This window comes from Rhabdochlamydiaceae symbiont of Dictyostelium giganteum (genome assembly GCF_964291045.1).
In the GTDB taxonomy this organism is placed as follows: Bacteria; Chlamydiota; Chlamydiia; order Chlamydiales; family Rhabdochlamydiaceae; genus PALSA-1444.
The window spans coordinates 1,481,164-1,496,179 of record NZ_OZ197277.1; the positions used below are offsets into that span (position 1 = coordinate 1,481,164).

Annotated in this window: 12 protein-coding genes; 5 read left to right on the forward strand and 7 right to left on the reverse strand. The window is 38.1% G+C overall.

From position 1 onward, the window contains the following. Nucleotides 1-12: 12 nt before the first annotated feature. Both ACI7T6_RS05255 and ACI7T6_RS05260 read right to left on the reverse strand, forming a co-directional pair. The gene (locus ACI7T6_RS05255) at nucleotides 13-3,003 is read right to left on the reverse strand and encodes a hypothetical protein (RefSeq protein ID WP_404665333.1); all 2,991 of its coding nucleotides are present in this window, start codon (nucleotides 3,001-3,003) and stop codon (nucleotides 13-15) included. After that, nucleotides 3,000-4,349, reverse strand: a complete 1,350-nt coding sequence (locus ACI7T6_RS05260) for a hypothetical protein (RefSeq protein WP_404665334.1) — start codon at nucleotides 4,347-4,349, stop codon at nucleotides 3,000-3,002. The genes ACI7T6_RS05255 and ACI7T6_RS05260 overlap by 4 nt, the downstream gene beginning before the upstream one ends. 185 nt (nucleotides 4,350-4,534) lie before the next feature. Here ACI7T6_RS05260 and ACI7T6_RS05265 point away from each other — a divergent pair, with 185 nt between their 5' ends. Together ACI7T6_RS05265 and ACI7T6_RS05270 are read left to right on the forward strand one after the other, a co-directional pair. After that, entirely contained in the window at nucleotides 4,535-4,711 is a 177-nt protein-coding gene (locus ACI7T6_RS05265) for a hypothetical protein (protein WP_404665335.1), read from the forward strand. A gap of 150 nt (nucleotides 4,712-4,861) precedes the next feature. Then, complete coding sequence (locus ACI7T6_RS05270) at nucleotides 4,862-5,440, forward strand: biotin transporter BioY (protein WP_404665336.1); 579 nt, start codon at nucleotides 4,862-4,864, stop codon at nucleotides 5,438-5,440. A gap of 63 nt (nucleotides 5,441-5,503) precedes the next feature. Here the strand turns inward: ACI7T6_RS05270 and ACI7T6_RS05275 are convergent, their stop codons facing one another. The 4 genes from ACI7T6_RS05275 to ACI7T6_RS05290 form a co-directional block, all read right to left on the reverse strand. Continuing rightward, nucleotides 5,504-5,740 (reverse strand): helix-turn-helix domain-containing protein, encoded by a 237-nt coding sequence (locus ACI7T6_RS05275; RefSeq protein ID WP_404665337.1) that lies wholly within the window; start codon nucleotides 5,738-5,740, stop codon nucleotides 5,504-5,506. A 225-nt stretch (nucleotides 5,741-5,965) separates the two neighbouring features. Further along, nucleotides 5,966-6,529, reverse strand: a complete 564-nt coding sequence (locus ACI7T6_RS05280; protein ID WP_404665338.1) for a hypothetical protein — start codon at nucleotides 6,527-6,529, stop codon at nucleotides 5,966-5,968. 256 nt (nucleotides 6,530-6,785) lie between these two features. Then, a complete protein-coding gene (locus tag ACI7T6_RS05285; RefSeq protein ID WP_404665339.1) occupies nucleotides 6,786-7,616 on the reverse strand; it encodes a hypothetical protein in 831 nt (276 codons plus the stop codon). Nucleotides 7,617-7,619: 3 nt separating this feature from the next. Next, the gene (locus ACI7T6_RS05290) at nucleotides 7,620-8,222 is read right to left on the reverse strand and encodes a hypothetical protein (RefSeq protein ID WP_404665340.1); all 603 of its coding nucleotides are present in this window, start codon (nucleotides 8,220-8,222) and stop codon (nucleotides 7,620-7,622) included. A 294-nt stretch (nucleotides 8,223-8,516) separates the two neighbouring features. Between ACI7T6_RS05290 and ACI7T6_RS05295 the strand changes: the two genes are divergently transcribed. Continuing rightward, nucleotides 8,517-9,371: a glycosyltransferase family A protein gene (locus tag ACI7T6_RS05295; RefSeq protein ID WP_404665341.1), complete on the forward strand. Its 855-nt coding sequence runs from the start codon at nucleotides 8,517-8,519 to the stop codon at nucleotides 9,369-9,371. A gap of 17 nt (nucleotides 9,372-9,388) precedes the next feature. Next, entirely contained in the window at nucleotides 9,389-11,146 is a 1,758-nt protein-coding gene (gene asnB, locus ACI7T6_RS05300; RefSeq protein ID WP_404665342.1) for an asparagine synthase (glutamine-hydrolyzing), read from the forward strand. A gap of 779 nt (nucleotides 11,147-11,925) precedes the next feature. Here the strand turns inward: asnB and ACI7T6_RS05305 are convergent. Next, nucleotides 11,926-13,677, reverse strand: a complete 1,752-nt coding sequence (locus tag ACI7T6_RS05305; RefSeq protein ID WP_404665343.1) for an AAA family ATPase — start codon at nucleotides 13,675-13,677, stop codon at nucleotides 11,926-11,928. Nucleotides 13,678-14,745: 1,068 nt separating this feature from the next. Between ACI7T6_RS05305 and ACI7T6_RS05310 the strand changes: the two genes are divergently transcribed. Next, on the forward strand, nucleotides 14,746-15,012 hold the full coding sequence (locus ACI7T6_RS05310; RefSeq protein WP_404665344.1) for a hypothetical protein: 267 nt from the start codon (nucleotides 14,746-14,748) through the stop codon (nucleotides 15,010-15,012). Nucleotides 15,013-15,016: the final 4 nt, after the last annotated feature.

Here is a 15,016-nt window from a genome sequence, read left to right on the forward strand (position 1 = left end):
GATCTTTCTTTTTTAAAATCCATCATCTATGAGATACATCTCATGATAAAGTAGGAGTAGTTGCCACTGGATCAATTCGAAGGGTTTCTTTCGTAAAAGATCTTGGGGATAGAGCACCCTTTGTAAGCTATTTTCACACTGCATCACCATTTCAATATAAGAGATAGGATCACCTTGTTTACGGATTGGGGAAGGGGTGAAGTGATCCCAAGAGCACGATAAGGTCACCCTACCCTCTTCTTGAATGATCCAGCTCTTTTGAGAAGGCTCTTCCTCTTCTTTAAATTCTCTAAAGAAATAGTCTCCTACAGCTTTAACCATCTCTTGCCATACAGAAGGCAAGGGATTATCTTGTAAATTGATGATAGGCGGGTGAAGAGCGGGAATAGCTTGGTGAAAATAGGGATTGAGCTGAAATAAAGCAGATCTTAGCTTTTTTTTAAGCTGAGATACGGCGCGTTTAAAGGGAAGATAATGAGGTGAGTTTAAAATCTCTTCTTTAAGAGGCGCCCCTTCCATTTCAGATCCTTTAACAAGTGCGATATCTTGTAGAAGAGAAAAAAGAGTAGGCTCTTCTTGAAATGCTCTCCAGCTAAGAGGAAGCCTCTCTTCAATGATAGGGGCTATCCCTGTTTTAAAATCCAAAAAAGAGAGCCTAAAAAGAGGAGGATCTTCTTCATTAAGAGGCACTTTCCACTCCCTATGAATCCCTCTCCAATCTGGCCTTGGATCAAGAAGAGGGTAAAAGGCGGCATTGATCACCTCTTTTTTATCCTCTTCTCCAATGATAAAAGGTGTATTTAAGGGAGCTAATTGTGAGAAAAACTCTGCAAACCATAAGTGCCCGCCCATGGGGAAAATAGAATAGGTAAGAAGCGTCATCACCTCTGCAAATAAGGTATAGGCTGCAAAATCCAGCCCTGAAGAAATAAGAGACTCCCATTCTGGTAGCATCTTATTTAAGCTTGTTTGTTTTAAGGAAGAGAAGAACTCTCTTCTTGTACTCTTATTATTTTTTTGAGAGGGGGGCGTCTCAATTAACCGTCCTAAATTTGTATATAAAGATTCAAGTTTATCTTGATGAAGACTCTCTTCATTCATCATCGATCCAATATCATGACAAGACTCTGTAAACTCTCCTATAATGGGAGTTACATGATTTAAGTCAGGACAAAAGGCTAGCCACACATATCTGTTAATAGGACTCAGCTTCTCCCCAATCATCATCTCAATCTGCTCTAAACAATTAAGCTGCAAATGGATTTCTTGAGGAGAGAGCTTGATTAAATGGAAAAAGAGACATTTGAGAAACTCCCCCCCCATCATAGACTCGCTAGATAAGAGGCTAAGCGCTCTTTCTACTTCAAAAATGAGGCGTTGTCTCTCTTCTTTTCTGAGTTGTAAAAGACGGTAAGCGACCGTTATTTTTTCATTGAAAGAGAGAGGGAAATAGCTCTTTGTTTGCTGAAAAAAATATCCAGGCTCTTCAGGGCTTTCTAAAAGGGAAATGAGCCCTTGAAAATGGATGGGCTGCTGCAAAGAGGGGCTAGGTCCTAAATCAGCAAATAGCTCTTTAAGCCAGAGGATCTTTTGCAAAGTGCCTCTTACTTTAAAGGGAAGCTTCCATAACAAGCTTGGCACTTCGGCATCCTCTAAGAGGAAGGCTTTGATCCAACTGTCTAGCTGCATGATGGATTCAAAACCCTCTTTTAAAGAGCCCCTTGTCTCCATCTGCAAAATATCAATGAGAAAAGAGGGCGTAGGATAAAATAAACGGCACACTTTTTCTGCATAGTTCATATGTTGAATGAGTAGGGTAAAATCCTCTGTGTAAACAGCTAACTGAAAAACAAAAAAGCACTCTTCTACCGTAAGACCGCGTCTTACCTCCCACTCTTTAACAATATCAAACGCAAATCTCATTTGCCCAGGGCTACACCGATCCCATTGAAGCCCTCTTAACTGCATGTCACTTAAGTAAATCCATCCTAACAGCTGGTCGTATTCAAAAGGAGTCCCCTCTTTGGCAAGATTATTGGTGAGTTTGTTTCTGAGCTGAATAAACATCTCTAAGCTCTTAGAAAGAGGATCTAGGCTCTCTTTCACAAGTTGATAAGCACTTAGAAGCGTTTTTTGACGCAGCACTTCATCTACTTTAAAATCAGCTGTAAGCTTATTTTTCAGAGGTGAGGAAAACTGCACCTTCCAACTCTCACTTAAAGACCGAAGAGTGAGCTCTACCACAAGATCCTGTAAAGAGAGCCTCATAAAAAACGGCTTTTCTTTTTCAATCTTACGGCTTAGATCCTCTTGTAAAGCGGCATCATTTTGATGAATGAGAAGCGGTTTAAGAGGGAGGTGACGGTCTAAAAGGTCTTGGTAAGATCCCCCCTTTAAAGATAGCCAGAGTCTTACCATTTGATACCAGTTATAATACTTTTTATCCCAAATCAAAGACGCCTTAGAAAAAAGATACGGCTCTAAGAGCTCTTTTTCTGAAGGTGTGAGGAGAGAAAAATCATAAGGTCCTCCTTGACACTTAGTTAAAAGAAGACTTTGAGAGAGCCTATCTTGCTCTTGAATATGCTGAAAGACAGCAGTGTCTTCTTGAGTAGAGCCTTGAATCGAGGCTAAATACCCCAGTGGAAGAGGAAGATGTGCTAAGCTAGAGAGCCTTACCTGCCGAATTTGCCCAATATCATCACCTCCATAGTAAGAGGCTTGTGAGAGTGTATGTTTGATCCAGTGATCAAATTGCAATCTCTCACACGCTACATACACCTCTAGCGTCTCTTTCTGTATGAGGGACACTTTTTTCTTAAGCTCTCTTAGGGAGCTAAGCTCTAGTGATTCGGCATAAAAAAACCCAAATGCATGAATCCAAAATTTTGCTACTTCCCCAATTTTCTGTTTAAAATCCGGGTGCGTGCAAAGCTTATCAATTGGCGATTTAGGATAAAGCGCTAAATAGTTTCGAACGAGCCTCTGAGAGCTAACTGTCATGCCTCACCTTTTGCAACTGCGACAAAGAGATTACCAAATAAGCTGTCGACTATGGGAGAGATTTTAGGATCAATGAGTGCTCTATCAATTCCAAAAGATGAGCCCAAAGATCCCCAGCCAATTGCTGCCATCACAAGCGAGGGCACTTCCATACTAGCTAAGGCAACATCATTAATTTGAAGCTGCTCCCACACATAGGAAAATGGGAGAATCCACACTACAGGGTGCTCTTTGGTATAAAAATCTAAAGAATTTTTCCATTTAGATTCGGTATGCTGCACTTTATTTAAGAGAAATCTTAAAGCATATCCGATAGTAACTCCCCCTCCCATGGAAGAGATCGCAATCCTATCAAAAAGATCTTTATCATCAATGATAATGGCAGTCACCCAGCCGGCAACAGCTAACCCAAGTACCACATCTACAACCCTGTCTACTTTATAAAAGGTCGGATTTAACTCTTCTTTTTGCGTGCCCTCTACCATAAACCGCTCTTTAGCCGTCATTTTGGTAAACCCGATGAGGCTCCCAATGGCGCAATAAGAGGCGGGGTGATTTAAAGAGATCATCATACCCCATCCATGGTTCCCAAACGTATCAATCACCCTTTCTGCGATATTTAAAACCCTTAAAGAGAGAGGGGTTTTCCCTTCAAAAATTTCCTCTTGATTTTGTTTTCGAATGCGGTGCTTGAGATGAGAGAGCCCAACTTCTGCAGTTACGCCTGCTAAATGACCAATCAAAAATATCCCGAGATTATAAAGGGTATTTAAATAGTCATATCCCCCGTGAGAAAGCCCCATCATAGCGCCTCCAAGAGCTCCTTTTCCCACCTGGTAAGAGATGAAGGCAAGTTTAGAATCTGGCTCTAAGAGCATCTCTTTTTGATACTTTGTGGAAAGAAGAGGGGCTTCACTTGCTCTATCTCCTAACTTCCTTGAGATGATGGCAGCTAATTTTAAAGAAATCCACCCTCCTCCAAGCGTTGTAATTAAATACAAAATCGCCTCTCTTTCCACACTTCCTACAGGAAGATTGAGATACACCTGCGTCAAAGTAAAGTAAAGAGCAAAGGCGTTTTTCATTTCAATGTGATGAAGTACCCTGAGCGCTTTAGTAGAGAGCGTCACTTCTAAGCCCGTTTGTAAAGAGGCCCCAATGCCAACTGAACTGAGTGTTGCAACCACAGGATGGCGCCTGCCCAATGCTTGAAAAATGCCGCAAGCGATAAAAGATACAGCCGAAATAATCGATCCTGCTAACCGTTTAGGCTCCCGGTACCATCTTCTACTTCTTGCCGTCTCTTCTGTTCCTATAAATGACAGTTCATTGATTGAAAGCGACATAACTTTATCCTTTTTTAAGTTGGAGGGTATAATCAGGAAGAGATCTCAAATACCTTTTTCTCTCCTGACCCCTCTAAAAAATAAAATCTACAATTTTTCTTCTAAAAAAATCAAATATAATCTATCCGTTATCAAATAAGGGGAGTGAAAGGTTTTTTCCTCTCTCATCAACATAGGGGTTTTTTATGAAACATATACGATCTAAAACACACACACGCTCTTTTTTATCCACATATTCTTGGCTAGGTTTAAGTCTCTTGTGTCTCATTCTTTCTAGCTGTAGCCAAGATAAACCCAAAGATGATATTCATTTTGGACCAACGCCTTGTGATCAAGTCCATGAAAAGACATTTTCGGATTAAAGAGAGTAGTCTTTAAATAAAGCCGTCCTTGAAAACCTTGCTAGAAAAATGAAATAATGGGATCACTTGGGATAAAAAGTCTCTTATGTGAGACACTCTTTCTATTCTGATGATCCACATTTTTTCATTTTACTAACAAAGGCTTTTTTTATGACGCTCTCTACCGCAGTCAAAGATGTCAGCTTCAAAAGAAGCTTCTTAAATAGAATACATTTCGTACCTTGGACCTCTTTTTTTGCCATCATGTATGCAGCGCTTTTTATCGCGCTTGCCTCTCAAGTGAAAATCAAACTCCCCTTCACCCCGGTCCTTTTGACAGGACAAACCTTTGCTGTGATGCTAGCTGGGGCACTACTGGGAAGTAGAAGAGGCGCTCTTGCAGCGGTTGTGTATTTGGCACAAGGTGCTTTAGGGATGCCTGTATGGGCAAACGGAGCCTCTAGTATGAGTTATCTCATGACACCAGTTGGAGGGTACTATTTTGCCTTTATTCTTCAGGCTTATATGACAGGGATCATTGCAAAGAGCACTTCAACATCTAGCGTGTATACATTCTTGATGTTACTTGTGACCTGTTCAGTTCATTTAAGTTTGGGAAGTGTGTGGCTTGGCATGGGACTTGGAATGGATTTTGGATGGGGAAAAGCGTTAGTAGCGGGATTTGTCCCTTTTATTCCAGGGGAAATTGTGAAATGCCTCATGATCACCTGGTATCTTAAAAAAGCGTAACAGAGGCTTTTTTTCACTTGATAATACCCGGCCTTTTTTCCTTAAGGCCGGGTATTTTGATGATCATGTGTTTGTTATCTTTTGGATAGGGTCTTCTAACGCACGGTACTCTAAAAGATCTCCCGGCTGACAATCCAGGGCTTTACAAATTGCCTCTAAAGTGGAAAATCTTAAAGCTTTAGCCTTTCCTGTTTTTAAAATAGAAAGATTTTGTTCAGTAATGCCAATAGACTCTGCTAATTCTTTAGAACGCATTTTCTTTTTAGCCAAAACAATATCTAAATTCACTATAATTTGCATATTTTTCCAAACTAGAATCTCTTATTGAACACAAAAGATTCTGCCTTCCACATGAATACCTTTCAATGCAAATGAATAGTTGTCGCCTCTCTTCTAGGAAAAATAAGAACAAAAAGAGGCCCTAAAGTGCCTCTTAAAACCGCTGGGTAAAAGCTCTAAGGCGCTTTTTGATCAGTGAAGTATTTAGAGATCAAAAGCTTTAGCTAATGGAACCTTTTGACCCCTTTAAATGGTGAATTGATGCTCTTCTTCAATCTCTTTCATTTGATTAAACACAGAGGCAAGAAGAAAAATCATCCCGCAAAGAAATAACGTTTTTATCCCTACAAGGTCATGAAAAGCAATGATGATCTTTTGATCAGGAAGGGACCATAAGTATCCTCTCAGTAAGAGATAAAAAGGTTGGAAAAGCTGACTTAAAAGAAGAAAGCTCCCCATCATTTTTAAGGAAAGCACAGTCTCTTTTGTGAAAAACTTGAGTCCTTCAAATGATCTTAACAGCCTTGATAAGGCAAATAACACCATCCAGAAAAAGGTGTTACGGATCAGCTCGATGAAAAGGGCGATCAATTTAATCAAAGGCGGAATGTATTCGATTTGATCAAAAGGAAGACCTGAAAAATCGATATACCATCTGGGATCTTTAAATTCATGAAGCCACATCCCATCATAGATCCAGTAAATGATCGGCACGATGAAAAGAGAGGCCATCCCTAAATAACATGCCCATCTTAATAAACGACTAAAAAAACGAATCCGGTCCCCACTTTGCACGCTAACTTCCTCCAAAAAAATACTCTTTTCTTCGTTTACTAACTTCTTTTCCCAAATCATTATCGAAAAAGATTAATTTATTATCAATAATCAATCAATTTTTCTTTAAGGGAGGAATATAAGGGGAGGTTAACAACAGTCATGATTAAGGATACAAAGGTGCAAAATGAAGAGAAAAAAATGAGAATTTTTACAGAAAAAAAGATAAAACTAAAAAAAAGAAACCTCACTTGGACTCCAAGTGAGGTTTCTAAAGAAAAGCACTTAGTGCTTAGAAGCGGTATCCAAAAAGAACATTAGCTCCGTAAACATCTTGTGTTTTGCCCATTTTCAGGAAATAAGGCTCAACTTGCACATCCCATCTGTTTGTATCTCCAAATTGTAAAGATACAGGAATGCCAATTTCAGCTCCCCAAACATCGTGAGAAGAGGTGTCTTTAACAATCACAGCAGCTGGTGCAAGAGGTGTGCTATTGTAGGAAAATCTTTGGTAAGCGTTGAATGTACGTAATACTTTCAGATTTAACCCAATTTTCTTCGTTGTGCAGAGTGAATACTCAGAAAGAGCTCCGACTGTTGCATAAGGAAGTCTTGTTTTTAACCCTTCTTTGTTATGAGAATCAAGTGATGTTGTTAACCGAACGCCAGCTCCAGCATAAGGAGTCACAAGCCAATGTGTTGGAGCAAATGAATACCCCAAACGGCCTTCTACGGATCCAAACACTTTATCCCCTTTTGTCCAAACAAGCGTTGTAGGCTCTTGAGCCCCATTGGTTGCTTTGAAATCTACAGTTGCCACAGCTTGAGTAAGATCAATACCTGCATAAACAGCATCAGGTGTCAAATATTGATACCCGATTGTTGTTCCTGCAAAAAATCTCGTTCCTCGTACAGCTGCATCTAAAGTAGCAGGCGTAGTGTCTGTTGCTTTTGTTTTGAAATCTACCTTTGCTCTATAAGCAAAAAGCTCTGGTCCAAAATAAACTGAATTTGGATAGGCTTCATCAATAGGCTGAAGTAGTGGTGTTGCAGGTTGAGCTCCATAAGCTACAGAGCCCATTAACATGCCAAGCGATAAGAAACATTTTGTTATCATTTTCATAATTCAAATCTCCCAATTTATTTTATTGTTCAATTTTTTTGCCATGTTTGACAATGGTTTTGCTTTATCATATTTGATCGAATTCCTCGCCATCTCCTTACCTGATGTCCTAAAAATGCACTCTTGCTGCGGCTCAGACAGAAAAGTTTTCTTTGGTTTGCATTTCCAGTCGAAATGGTCGTTATAAGCCCAATGCCTACGTTTGTAGGTTAGACACAACTGCTGAGATATTTCATCGAGTTCAGAGAATAGCTTTGCTCTATCATCCGCTAATTGCTTAGAAGAGGAATGAAGAGCAATATCTAAATTCTGATGAGAGCCAATTAAGATACAGCGCTCACCTTGAGGGGTTTGCACTGCATCAAATTTTTTATAAAAATGAATCTGACTTACCCCTGCATGTGAAACCTGCTGAGGGGTAAAGAAAGAAGACACTTCTTTAAGAAGAGAAAATAAGAACTGAGTTTTTTGAAATCGTTGGAAATAAGAAGATAAAAACGCTTTCACAATTTGATAACTGCAAAGAGATATTTCTCTTAATAATGCAGAATCAAACCCTAGCGGATTAGCTTCTAATAGTAATGCGACACCTATGACTTTAACCATAAAATCTCACTCACTTACGAAACTATTAACATAGGGAGTTGAGAATTTTACTGTCAACGTAAAGTTGAAGTTTATTCTAGATGGTAATCCCAAAAAACGTCTATTTGGACGTAAAAAGATCTGTTTTTCTCTCGTAAAAATCTCTTTTCTCTTGAAAAGATTTTTTTCTATAAAAAGCATCAATTTTTCCTTATCCATCACATTTTTCAATCATTATCTTAAGCACACTATCTCGCTTGAATTTTCTATCCCTATGCTGTAATCTAAGAAAACTTAAAAACAACCGATAACGGTATGGAATTAGAATTTTTCTTTGTAATTACAGCACGTAAGTCGCTCTTCTACGCTAAAAAGTGCCTTGAATCTATTGAAGCTCAATTGGGCTCTTTTTCTATCCAAGTACTCTACGTTGACGACGACTCTAACTATTCTCGCTCTCAAATTACTGAATTATCATTATGGTTAAAAAAAATCAATGGATCTCTTCTTTTATTATCAGATAGACACTACCAGATTGGCGCCTTATCAAAAGCAATCCCTTTAATATCAAACCCTTACGCGGTTGTTTGTTTAATGGATGGCGATGATTATTTACTGCATCATGCACTTCAAACAGTAAGCTCTCTTTATCAAAATCAGGACACCGTGATGAGCTACGGAAACGCTCTTGTTGACTTCCGCCCTTATCAACACCCCCAGTCTCACTATTTTTCTGATAAAACAAGTGTTAATACCCCCTACCCTTCTCAAGTTTGGGAGTCGGGGACGTTTAGGGAAGATGGGTTTCGGTGTTTTCACTTAAAAACCTTTAGAAGGTGGCTATGGGATTATCTCAATGTACAAGATTTTTGTAGAGATGACGGCACTTTTTTTAGAGCCTCAGGAGATAGCGCTTTTATCTTCCCGTTCTTAGAGCTTTTAAATCACCCCAAGCATGTCGCTTTTAATGAAGATCCCATCTATGTCTATAGACTGCACGCCGGGAATGTGCACAATCATGATAAAAAAAGCCAAAGTGATGACCTTAATACCCTAAGGTTTCATAGGGAAAAATATCTTCCCCTTGACCCCGCGATTCTTGCGTATCATATTGAACAAGCCTCTTCATATGCTATGCAAGAAGAGAGCCATTTAATAGCTACTCGGTGATATTTTAAGGATTCAAGATGTGCGGAGTTACAGGAGTCATTACCCATTCTTTAACATCTCATCGGCTTCAGCAAGGCATTCAAGAGTCGTGCTCTTTTTTGCGCTCTAGAGGGCCTGATCAAACAGGCAACTTTGTACAAACACCTGCTGCTTTTGGCGTCTGTAGACTGGCCATCCGGGACCCTTTAAAAGGTCAGCAGCCCATGGAAAGAGAGGGGTATGTCATCACCTTTAATGGAGAGCTTTATCAAACAGAAGAGCTCAAAAATAAAATCCTTGCTCACGGATGGACTTTAGAGACAGAAAGTGATACAGAGCTTTTATTACTGGGATTTATCACCTTTGGCCCCTCTATTTTTGGGGCATTATCTGGGATGTTTGCTTGCTCCATTTGGGATATCAAGAAAGAGGTGCTCTATTTAGCAAGAGATCCCTTTGGAGAAAAACCACTTTATTACACCCAAGGAAAGACACAAGGAGAAGATTTTTTTGCCTTTGCCTCTGAAATTAAAGCGTTTAGTGCGTGGCCTTTTATGAATTGGGATCTTTGTGTGAGTGACCTTCACCTCTTCTTAACGCATAGCTACCTTCCAGGGCTTGCAACAGGTTGGGAAACCATTCAAAAACTGCCTACTGGCTGCTATCTCATCTACAAAGAAGGTCGCTATGAAAAAGTTGCCTATCATACCCATAACGTGTCAGAAGAGATAGATGATCACCCTATTACATCAAAGCATCTCCTTTCTTTATTAGAAGAGAGTGTAAAAAGTTGCTGCATTTCAGATAAGCTAGTTGGCGCTTTTTTTAGCGGAGGCATTGACTCTACAACAGTTAGCGCTCTCTTATCTAAATATGTGAGGGGCGCTCCTCTTTTCTCTTTACATTGGGATCACCCTGGCTATTCAGAAGAGTTTTATACTAAGTTAGCAGCCTCTGCTTTAGGGCTTAACCATTTTTCTACCACTTGCAGTGCTGCATTTATCATGGAGCATTTTACAAAGCTCGTCTCTTTGTATGATGAGCCGTTTGCTGATGAATCGATGATCCCCACCTACTGCCTCTCTTTATTTGCAAAAGAGCATGTTGATGTGGTTTTAACAGGTGACGGAGCAGATGAGCTCTTTCATGGATATGAAAGATACGGATTTACAGGGGATTTAGCAGAGTATCTTAACACATTTTGTGCAATGCCCTCTGATGTGCATGCACGCATTTGTGAGCCAGATTTTTTGGCTCTTAAATCCCTCTCCTCTACAAAATTCACTGTGCCTCCTATAGGAGAGCTCTCCTCTCATAGACACCGCTCGTACCTTGATCTTTTGCACTATCTTCCCTATGACATTCTCATGAAAGTAGATAGAGCCTCTATGGGAGCTAGCCTTGAGACAAGAGCGCCTTTTCTAACGCCTAATGTCGCTAACTTTGCGCTCAAATGCTCCTCTTCTGCCTTAAAACAAGATTCCTCTTCAGGGAAGAAAATACTCAGATCAGCCGTTAAAGACATTATTCCCCCTCTCATCTTAAATAGGAAAAAAATGGGGTTTGGAGTCCCTTTAAAAGATTGGTTTTGTTCGTCTTTGAAAAGCTGGATGATGACAAGGCTCTTAGAGGGTGAGCTTTATCAAATGGGGTGGTTTTCTAGAGAAGGGGTCTTAAATCTCATCCAATCTCACTTAAACGGGGAAAAAAATCATGCGAGAGCGCTATTTAACCTTCTTGTCTTAGAAGAGTGGATACGAAATAGACCGCAAGGTAAAAATGCCCTTCTCTTGTAATTCTTGAGGCACCTCTCTTGATGAGAAATAACTGCGCTATAAAACTGTTTAAAGTGGTTCATTTGTTTGCTAAAAATTTAAGTATATTGCAGCTATCTTAGACGAAAGATTTAAAATGGACTAAAAAAAGCTGGGGCTATAGTTAAGGTAGGAATGATTGACTAAGTGATTTCCAGAAAATGGAAATAGAAGTTCTTGGAAAAAGAGAGCTATTGTCATTTTTTTAACGCCAGTTACTGAAAGTCATATAGGATTTCTTTGTTTTCCACCATCTCGAGGAAGGTGTTTGATCTTCCAGAAGTTTTTTTTCTAAATAGGTTTAAACTCTTTACAAAAGTTATGGACATGGTAGAATGGAGTAACTCATTCAAGTTCATTCATTTTTCAACCTTCGTATTTATTCTTTTTCTTGATATAAAAAAATTAACGCTCAAAAGATTGAAAATATTTTAAACCCGGCGTTATTTATAGGAATAAGTCTTTCTTCAATATGAAAAAAGCTCTTCTTGGATACTGTTTATCAAAATATCAAGCAGTCAGAAATACTTCAAAAGCAGGTTTCATTATTTCTTGTAAAATTAGCCTCTTACGCCTACCAATTTCCTTGTCTGAAATGGCCCACTATCTAAAGATCATCTTTTGTATATCCACTTCTTTTCAAGGGCCCAGTTTTTTATTAAAAAATGCCCCTTGAATAAGGGGCATTGATGTTTGATGAGCAGCTGTCTTATTCAGCATTAATACAAAGTAAGTGATGCTGATCATAGGACATTTTTTTTCTATTTAGGCGTGTAAGATAGCTGCCGCTTCTCTTCACCTTCTGATGAAAAAACTATTGCTTTCCAATCGTTAATGCTTCTTGCCTTAGAATCAAAATTAATTCCCATAGCAATAATATCTTTACCCTTAGGTCCTGTATTGAACTTTGTAATGTACTCTTTATCCCTGATTTGATCTAAAGCTGCCCCCGCGGTCTTGTCTTTTTTAATCTCAATGACATAAATAAGCTTATCAAGTTCTATCACTAAATCAATACGTTCTAAATTTGTGCTCTCTTCTATTCTATAAGGAATACTCATTCCTGCTAGAAGAAGAGTAAAACTCACATGAAAAAATCTCTCATCCATAGCCCTTTTATAGATTTGATAAGCAATCGCTGTACACTGAGTATTAATTTTATCACAAAAAGTTTGAAGATCAATTTCCTCTAATTTTTTCTTACACTCAATTCCTAAACTATTTATCTTAGCTCTAGGTAAATTAGTCACATGAGACAGGAGAGTTTCTGAAAAAGAGGTTCTTATTTCTTGGTTAGGAAAATCTAAAGTGTAAAAACGGGAAACAGGGTCATACCCTTGAATGGTAAAATAGCCTGCTTGCCACATTAAAGCAGGGATATTGATTATTTCAATATCAAAATGACCTGATAAATCGTCCTCTTGTACTTTAGCACCGCCTAAAAAAACTCCTAAATCAGGAAGTTTTTCAATTTGTTTAATTAAAAAGGAAGGAGCTCCAGACTGCATCCAATAATTTTGAAATTCCCTTCGCTCTAAGTAATTTAAAATAGAGTGTGGATTATACACTTTGATGTTTTCTTTAGAAAATCGGTATCCATTGTACCATCTTCTTAATACATCCATCTTAGAAAACAGCTGTTGATCTGTGATAGGACCTTTCTCTTTTGTTTCATATTGAATGCTTTCTTTGATAAGAGGGCTTAGAAACTGAGAAACCTCTGCTTCTGTGTATCCCATTATTGCCCCATAAGAGGAGTGTGTTGTAATATCATTTAAATTATTGGCCCCTGAAAAGAGGGAAGCGTGAGAAAACTTTGTAACTCCTGTAACAAAAACAAAATCTAAATAGGCATCAGACCCGTTAAGGACTCCTAAAAATGATCGCATAAGACGGCGATTATAATTTAAAAGCTCAGGCTCACCTAAATTATCTGTTAGGGGTTTATCATAGTCATCGATTAAAACAGCCACTTTTTTCTGGTGTTTATTAAAGAGCTCTTTGATTAACAGTGAAAACTTTTTTTCCACAGAACACTTTTCTAAAACAATATAGTGACTTTTAGCAATCTCGGTAATTGTTTGATCTAAATCATTTTCAAATCCCTCTTTTGTTCGTGTGCTCATCAAGGAAAAATCCAAATGAATCACTGAACGTTTATCCCAATTGTATGCAGTTTGATAAATGCTTTGATTCTTAAAAAGTTCTTTATCCCCTGCTAAAATGGATTTAAGCATACTGACAAATAAAGACTTCCCAAATCTTCGAGGGCGGTTAATAAAATAATACCTACCCCCCTCAATCAATTGTTTTGCAAAATGTGTTTTATCAATATAAACATAGTTATTTTTCAAAATGTCTTCAATGGTTTGAATTCCTAAGGGAATTTTTTGATTTTTAATATTACAAGATGAAATTTGAGAGGGCTGTTGGAGTGGAGTTGAAAGGGTATTTTTATGAGAAAAAAAAGATGAGGTTGTTTTAGAGAAATGAGAGTAATTTCTCAGATGCATTTTTGGGCTAACAAAAAGAAGGAAAAAATTTGTTACCTGCCTTGAATTTAAAGATAAATAGTCTTGTCTGACTATTTCTGTCTTATTGTTTTTAAAGGAATAAAGAACATTTTTATAGTTCTGGCTTACTAGATACTTGATCGACATAAATACCTCCCTTGGATAAGCATCATGTTACATCTGTAAACTATTATCTATCAATATGATAAATCACTTTGTTAGTGATTATTTATTCTCTTTATTCGTGTACAGTGCATTTTAATAGTGATTAAAATGCATGCCAAAAATCACTAAAATTAAATATTATCGCCCTATAATCAGGGTCTTTCCTCTGGATTTTATATAAAAAACATCTGACTAATAGCTATGTATGAATATGTAATTGAGTGTGAAAAGAATTGTTATGAAAGACGCCCTTAAGAGTCATCAAGAGAAATCAGCTCCTTAGAGCAAAATAGTTTAAGCTTAAATTCACATCATTTTGATGGCTGGAGGGGCATCAAGGATAAAGAGAGAAATTATGAAAAGAAGAATTTTATCTTTTTTAATCTATCATGAGTTTAGGTAGCTCATGCCTATCTTTTCAAGAACCTAGATTTTGTTGTAAAAAATGCCTCTGGAATAAGGGGCATTGATGTTTGCTGAGTAGCTGTCTTATTCAGCATCAATACAAAGAGAGTGATGCTGATCATGGGACACTTTTTTATTTCTGCCTAGGCGTGTAAGATAGCTACTGCTTCTCCTCACCTTATAATGAAAATGCTTGAGCTTTCTAGTGATTGATACTTCTTATCTTTGAATCAAAATTAATGCCAAGTGCAATAATATCTTGTGCTAACTCTCTTACTCCTTGGTCTTTACAGAAATTCGGTGATCTATAATCTTATAGGAAGCGTAGAAGCTACTGTACAAATAAGAAAAAACCTACTCTTAAAGATGTTATTGCCCATTAAAAAAATCTATTAATTAATCCAAAATTAACGTTTTTTTAATATTTTGAGCCTTAAACCGATCATTTACTCATATGTGCAAATGATCAAAAAAGTTATTCTAAAAATAGGAGTCACTATGCAATATAGAGAAAAAAGCCGTCTGTATTTTGAAGTTCCTGTACATCTTCATCATGCCTTGAATCAATGCGCGGTTGATTTGGGAATCACTGCCCAAGAATTAGTTACTCAAGCCATTCTTGAAAAGCTTCACTCCCTAGAATACGAGCAAGATAGCAGAGATGCAGTAATTGCCTATGAACGGTTTTTAAAAAATGGATCTCAAACGATTTCCCATGAAGAGATGATGAAGCGGCTCGAATGGGAAGATATCCTGGATGAATGAAAAT

What these genes read in the sequence shown, in the direction of transcription:
- ACI7T6_RS05290 (WP_404665340.1), bottom strand. Translation starts at nt 8,222, where the DNA reads ATGGTTAAAGTCATAGGTGTCGCATTACTATTAGAAGCTAATCCGCTA.
- ACI7T6_RS05270 (WP_404665336.1), top strand. Translation starts at nt 4,862, where the DNA reads ATGACGCTCTCTACCGCAGTCAAAGATGTCAGCTTCAAAAGAAGCTTC.
- ACI7T6_RS05285 (WP_404665339.1), bottom strand. Translation starts at nt 7,616, where the DNA reads ATGAAAATGATAACAAAATGTTTCTTATCGCTTGGCATGTTAATGGGC.
- ACI7T6_RS05305 (WP_404665343.1), bottom strand. Translation starts at nt 13,677, where the DNA reads ATGCATCTGAGAAATTACTCTCATTTCTCTAAAACAACCTCATCTTTT.
- asnB (WP_404665342.1), top strand. Translation starts at nt 9,389, where the DNA reads ATGTGCGGAGTTACAGGAGTCATTACCCATTCTTTAACATCTCATCGG.
- ACI7T6_RS05265 (WP_404665335.1), top strand. Translation starts at nt 4,535, where the DNA reads ATGAAACATATACGATCTAAAACACACACACGCTCTTTTTTATCCACA.
- ACI7T6_RS05295 (WP_404665341.1), top strand. Translation starts at nt 8,517, where the DNA reads ATGGAATTAGAATTTTTCTTTGTAATTACAGCACGTAAGTCGCTCTTC.
- ACI7T6_RS05255 (WP_404665333.1), bottom strand. Translation starts at nt 3,003, where the DNA reads ATGACAGTTAGCTCTCAGAGGCTCGTTCGAAACTATTTAGCGCTTTAT.
- ACI7T6_RS05310 (WP_404665344.1), top strand. Translation starts at nt 14,746, where the DNA reads ATGCAATATAGAGAAAAAAGCCGTCTGTATTTTGAAGTTCCTGTACAT.
- ACI7T6_RS05275 (WP_404665337.1), bottom strand. Translation starts at nt 5,740, where the DNA reads ATGCAAATTATAGTGAATTTAGATATTGTTTTGGCTAAAAAGAAAATG.
- ACI7T6_RS05260 (WP_404665334.1), bottom strand. Translation starts at nt 4,349, where the DNA reads ATGTCGCTTTCAATCAATGAACTGTCATTTATAGGAACAGAAGAGACG.